This is a genomic window from Acetivibrio straminisolvens JCM 21531 (assembly GCF_000521465.1).
Lineage (GTDB): Bacteria > Bacillota > Clostridia > Acetivibrionales > Acetivibrionaceae > Hungateiclostridium > Hungateiclostridium straminisolvens.
This window is the reverse complement of record NZ_BAVR01000106.1, coordinates 1-5,740: the sequence shown is the minus strand read 5'-3', so window position 1 is coordinate 5,740 and position 5,740 is coordinate 1. Positions and strand designations below refer to the sequence as shown.

Genomic DNA, 5,740 nt, shown 5'->3' with positions numbered 1-5,740 from the left:
GAGGTGATTTCTTACATGCAACCCGCTTGAAACCAAGCATACTAAATATTGATGATATTATTCAACATTTCATCTACATTTAGTATTTCTTAGCCAAAATATCCTTTTATATCTATATCATTTATTATTTTATATTATAAGGTTCCCGTGGAAATCCATTTCTGTATTTCCCTCTTGTTTCTATTCCACCTATACCTTTGACTCCGGTAATTGTTTTGTTTATTACATCCTGCGGAGTTATCACCTGGTTTATGCTTGTAAATGCTATTTTTTCACATATCATTACCGGATCAAGGGCATGAATAAGTACTCTATAAGGCGAACTTGCAAAATTTGCGCCGGCTTCAATGATTTTTTTAAACATCGACTGGCAAGCACCGGCGAAAATGACAAGACTATCCAAATTACTGTCAAAGCGTCTGGCCTCTCTCACCGCTTCAACAAAATATTTTGAATTTCTGTAATTTTCAATATCCGAATACCCTTTTTCAGTCTTTATTACACCGTCATGTCCTGTAAGCACAAGGATATCAGGCTTGTGCTCTTTTAAAAGATTGAATATCTTAAAAGGCTGTTCCCTTTCCCTTACATATACACCTACAGCCTCAATTCCTAACTTCCTGTACTCCTCCATACAAGTATCAAGGTAATCACTGTCCCCATCAATATGAAGCACCTTACCAGGCTTTGGAAAGTTCTCATTATTCTCTTTAGGGACGTCACGAAAGAATTTTTTTTTGATTTATCTCTCATTAGAGATTCGTTTAAGCTCCTTATTTTTTCCTTTACAGACCTGTTAACCCTTGCATTATATTCCCGGACACAAGTATCCGACTGCACGACCAAATCCGTTTCGGGAGCATCAGCTTCAAGTCTGTAGCAAATACCCTTCAGTATAACTATCTTATTTCCCTTTTCGTATTTTATGTCAACAACCTTGAACAATATGTCCGAGCCATAGGATTTTCTTGCCACAATATCCCCAATTTTTAAACTCATAAATACCACCCTCAATTTAACTTTCTACTATACATAATATGTTTTATCTTTACCAATGGTGATGGGTATTGAAATGCTATGCCAATAAACGATATAATAAAATATAATTAAACTATTCCTGCTATTAATAAATGGGAACAGTTCTCAGGAGGTATTAAGCGTGCTAACAGATATTCAAATAGCCCAATCGTGTAAAATGAAGCCTATAAATCAAATTGCCTCAGAGCTTGGTATTGAGGAAGAAGAGCTTGAGCTCTACGGAAAATACAAAGCAAAATTATCCGACAAGCTCTGGGAAAGAGTAAAGGATAGGCCCGACGGCAAGCTTATTTTGGTGACTGCAATAAACCCTACACCCGCCGGTGAAGGAAAAACCACCACCACTGTCGGATTGGGACAGGCTATGTCAAGAATCGGGAAAAAAGCAGTGATTGCTTTAAGAGAACCATCTTTAGGTCCCGTAATGGGAATTAAAGGCGGAGCGGCCGGAGGAGGATACTCTCAGGTAGTTCCCATGGAAGATATAAATTTACACTTTACCGGAGACATGCACGCGATAACTGCTGCCAACAACTTATTGTCAGCTGCTATCGATAATCACATACAGCAGGGAAATGAGCTTAATATTGATGTACGGCAGATAATATGGAAAAGAGCAATGGATATGAATGACCGGGCGCTTAGAAATATTGTGGTAGGTCTCGGGGGAAAAGCAAACGGCACCCCTAGAGAGGATGGTTTCCTGATAACGGTCGCATCGGAGGTTATGGCTATTTTGTGCCTTTCAACAGGCTTATGGACCTAAAAGAACGCCTTGGAAGAATACTCATAGGATATACCTGTGATGGCAAGCCGGTCTTTGCAAAGGATTTAAAGGTAAACGGTGCAATGGCTTTGCTCCTTAAAGATGCCATAAAACCAAATCTTGTTCAAACTTTGGAAAACACTCCAGCAATAATGCACGGCGGCCCCTTTGCCAATATAGCCCACGGCTGCAACAGTATTGTTGCCACAAGGCTCGGGTTAAAGCTTGCCGACTACTGCATTACGGAAGCAGGTTTCGGTGCGGACTTGGGTGCTGAAAAGTTCTTTGATATCAAATGCCGCTATGCAGGGTTAAAGCCTGATTTGGTCGTTCTGGTAGCTACTATAAGGGCCCTTAAGTATAATGGCGGTGTAAAAAAAGAAAATCTGGGTATTGAGAATATTTCAGCCCTTCAAAGCGGATTTGTCAATCTTGAAAAGCATATAGAGAATATCAGGAAATTCAACGTGCCGGTCCTTGTGGCTATCAATCATTTTAATACTGATTCCGATGCTGAAATCGAATACGTTAAAAACCGATGCAAAGATATGAATGTTGAAGTTGCGTTTTCAGATGTATTTTCAAAAGGTTCCGAAGGCGGAATAGAACTGGCCGAAAAGCTTGTAATGCTTACCGAAACACAAAAATCCGATTTCAAACCTCTTTATGACGTAAATCTTTCTATAAGGGAAAAAATAGAGAAAATTGCCAAGGAAATATACGGTGCAGACGGTGTCAGCATTTTGCCGGCAGCTGAAAGAGCAATCAAAAAAATTGAAGAGCTTAAAATGGATAAGTTGCCCATATGCATAGCCAAGACGCAGTACTCCCTTTCCGACGACCCAACCTTTTAGGTAGGCCCCAAGGGTTTGTCGTTACAGTAAGAGAAATAAAGCTATCCAGCGGAGCAGGATTTATAGTTGCGATTACCGGAGACATTATGACAATGCCCGGTCTTCCTAAAGTTCCTGCCGCAGAAAAAATCGATATTGATGAAAACGGAGTTATTATAGGTCTTTTTTAGAGCCCATGGGGTTTACACCCCTTGGGCCTTAAATTTTTGTTTTACCCAATCAAATTTTATTAAATTCGTTTAAAAACTTTTTATGATACTCAATTTCTTCAATCACCTCGTTAAACCTTGCTACAAAGCTTTTTTCCCTTCTTATGCGTCTGCTGTTGTAATACCTGTTTACCACTCTCCAGAACTTTTGGGGAAACTGAAGCATAATTTTCAAAATCTCAAATTCATCTTTAGATATGGGTTCTATGGATGTATATGCATCAATTATGACCATTGCCTCATCTATATCCCAGTTGCACTTTCTCATTTTTCTTCTTAAAAGATTTGCAACATCATATACTTTTAACTCAAAACTGCAATATTCAAAATTTATAACCGATGTTTCCGAGTCTGTGCAAATTATATTGCAATGGGTATAATCATGATGACAAAACAACCTATCTTCACGGGTTTTTTTTACCACATCAAAATACATTGAATTGTGTATTCTCTCCAATGCATCCTCTCCCAGCTCATAAAAATAGTCAATATACTCTAGAATTAAATAATCAAACTTGCCCTTTTCCCTTTGGGCCATCTTTTTTGTTCTTTTAATCTCTTCCAATCTCTTGTTAAAATACTCGGGAAGCTTTCCCAAATCATCTCTTACAATGCTGTTTTGAGGCGGAATATATCCTTTCGAAGCCTTATGCAGCATTGCCAATGTTTTTGATGCTCTTATGACATCATCCCTGTTATTAAAATCACACTCTCTTCCCTCCACTGCCTCCGAAACTGTATAAAGGCCTCCGTTTATAAGTGATACCGGGCTTCCGGACTTGTTATATAAATACCTGTCTATATTTTTAAAATCATTATTGTACAGATGTTCTTTCGCTCCATGCACAAACATTATGCGTTCCGGTGAACAGTTAATATTCTTTAAAACTTTCTTTCCTTCCGATGTCTCAATAATATAATGGTTTTTAGAGGATAAATTTTATCTATATTAAAATCATATATCCTGGACAATTCTTTATCTATATCTTGCATTTTCAACCCCCCAGACATCCTATAGCTTATTTCTGCCCATTTACATTTTTATTCCGCGAACTCAAATTTAAGTCTACAGAGGCTGTAAATTCAGTTCAATTGAACTAAATCTTTTTCATAGAACGATGCTCCCAATTTACTCTCCGTATAATTATAATCATATTAACACGTCCTAAAAATTAGAACCGGATTTTTATCCATCTTAAGTTTAGAACCTTTAGAATCAAGAAGGATGTAAATATCGACAGAAGAGGTATCATAGGAAATGCGTACCTGTCAAAGGCCATATAAACACAGTGAGTAGCATTGAAATAAAGCATTACCAGTATAGGCAGGCTGTATTTGCCAATCCCCTTGAATAACAATACAATTATGCCGGCAAACCCTGCATATACTATAATTAGATGGCTGTACAATACAACGAAGTGGGGAATATTGAAAAAGCCCTTCCAATAAAACACTGTCCTCCAGAACAGGTTTGTCTTATCTATCGTATACCATTTAAGATATCCCCAGAAGTCTTTCTTAAATTCTTCCTTTATCCTCATTTTAGCAACAGCAACTTCTGTTTTGTTAGTTTCAAAAGCATTCCTTCCCAGTTTGTAATATACTGTATTTTCCGGTGTTTGCTCATAATTTACATATGTCCCCTGAAGCATGGGATTTCCGCTGGATGCTGCAAGGGGTATAAACTCCCCATACTCACGATAGTTCCTTATCCACCATGGAGATATTACTACTGTAAAAGCCAAAAACATAACAGCTCCCAGCTTTATCATGTCAATAATCTTTACACGTTCCGACCAAAACAGGTAGATAAATAAAAAAACCGGATATAGAGCTATGGTGGGTCTACACAGTGTTGTAACTGCCCAAAGAACTCCCAAAAGTCCAAAATAGGCCTTTTTCGGCTTTTTGGCAAACAACAGGCTAAAATATATAAGAAGACAAAGAAGCATTGTAAAAAGCGTTTCTGTCAGCATATATCCCACAGTTATAATATTCGGAATATAGAATGCCACCAGAAATGCCGTAAGCAGGCCTACATTTTTGTTAAAAAGCTTCTCGGCAATCAAATAAACAAGAAGTATAGTTACAGAGCTCATTATTGCCTGTATAATTCTCGCTGCCTGAAAGCCTGCCAGCTATTCCAAACAACTTAAAAACCGTTGCAAGAAAAAAAGGATATACGGGTGTTACAAAGACAGTGGTTCATTTAAATTATGAAAAATATAAATACCTCTTTTTACAAGTACTGCTGCACTCTTTACATAGTTTAAATCATCGCTAAACAGGGTTAAACTGTTTTGATACTTTAATATCAAAACAATTTTTATAATCAGGGATGTAAGGATAATCAACACCAGAGTAAAATAATGCTTGTTTTTACGTATCATTTTCATCTACTCCCCAAAGGTTTTTACCCTAAATAAAAGCTCGGGACATCGAGTCTCTTCGCTTTGGCCTCTTTCATTTCATTCCAAGAGGCCAAATAAAAGATACTTTAAGAAGCATCTTTTTAATCATGCAAATTATATTCTTACCATTTGTACTTTATTTAAACATTACAGAAATCTATCTGGTAATAGCTTTTTTACTCATCTCATAGATAAGAGAATTTGTTTTAAACAGCTCATTTATTCTTCTAAAAAAATCTCTGTCAAAATAAATACTTGTATTCTCTCTTTCCAGCATATCTTTTATAAAGCTTAATTTAATACCTGAAAGCGAATTGTATGTCTCTACATTTATTTTTCCATCCAGCACATAAGATTGACATAATTCAATAAAGCGAATAGATTCATTGAGAAGCTTACGTTTGATAAACTCCATTTGGTTACTCACCCTTTCGAAATCAATTATTATATCTCATAAGAATA

4 protein-coding genes and 2 pseudogenes are annotated in these 5,740 nt (G+C 36.9%); 1 reads left to right on the top strand and 5 read right to left on the bottom strand.

What is annotated here, in order from left to right; genetic code table 11:
• Positions 1 to 124: 124 nt before the first annotated feature.
• Positions 125 to 999 (bottom strand): annotated as a pseudogene (yabG, locus tag JCM21531_RS16465) (sporulation peptidase YabG).
• A gap of 160 nt (positions 1,000 to 1,159) precedes the next feature.
• Between yabG and JCM21531_RS16460 the strand changes: the two are divergent.
• A pseudogene (locus JCM21531_RS16460) lies at positions 1,160 to 2,828 on the top strand (formate--tetrahydrofolate ligase).
• Between the two features lie 49 nt (positions 2,829 to 2,877).
• Here the strand turns inward: JCM21531_RS16460 and JCM21531_RS16455 are convergent.
• The 4 genes from JCM21531_RS16455 to JCM21531_RS16445 form a co-directional block, all read right to left on the bottom strand.
• Positions 2,878 to 3,744, bottom strand: coding sequence for a CotS family spore coat protein (locus tag JCM21531_RS16455; protein WP_243467874.1), 867 nt, complete (start codon positions 3,742 to 3,744; stop codon positions 2,878 to 2,880).
• A gap of 295 nt (positions 3,745 to 4,039) precedes the next feature.
• Positions 4,040 to 4,981, bottom strand: a complete 942-nt coding sequence (locus JCM21531_RS16450) for a glycosyltransferase family 39 protein (RefSeq protein WP_304515568.1) — start codon at positions 4,979 to 4,981, stop codon at positions 4,040 to 4,042.
• A 75-nt stretch (positions 4,982 to 5,056) separates the two neighbouring features.
• Entirely contained in the window at positions 5,057 to 5,257 is a 201-nt protein-coding gene (locus JCM21531_RS23180) for a hypothetical protein (protein ID WP_243467872.1), read from the bottom strand.
• Between the two features lie 178 nt (positions 5,258 to 5,435).
• Positions 5,436 to 5,693: a hypothetical protein gene (locus tag JCM21531_RS16445; RefSeq protein ID WP_038291451.1), complete on the bottom strand. Its 258-nt coding sequence runs from the start codon at positions 5,691 to 5,693 to the stop codon at positions 5,436 to 5,438.
• Positions 5,694 to 5,740: the final 47 nt, after the last annotated feature.

Bases quoted from the DNA above. Each gene is read 5' to 3' on its own strand.
- JCM21531_RS23180 (WP_243467872.1), bottom strand. From the start codon at position 5,257: ATGATACGTAAAAACAAGCATTATTTTACTCTGGTGTTGATTATCCTT.
- JCM21531_RS16445 (WP_038291451.1), bottom strand. From the start codon at position 5,693: ATGGAGTTTATCAAACGTAAGCTTCTCAATGAATCTATTCGCTTTATT.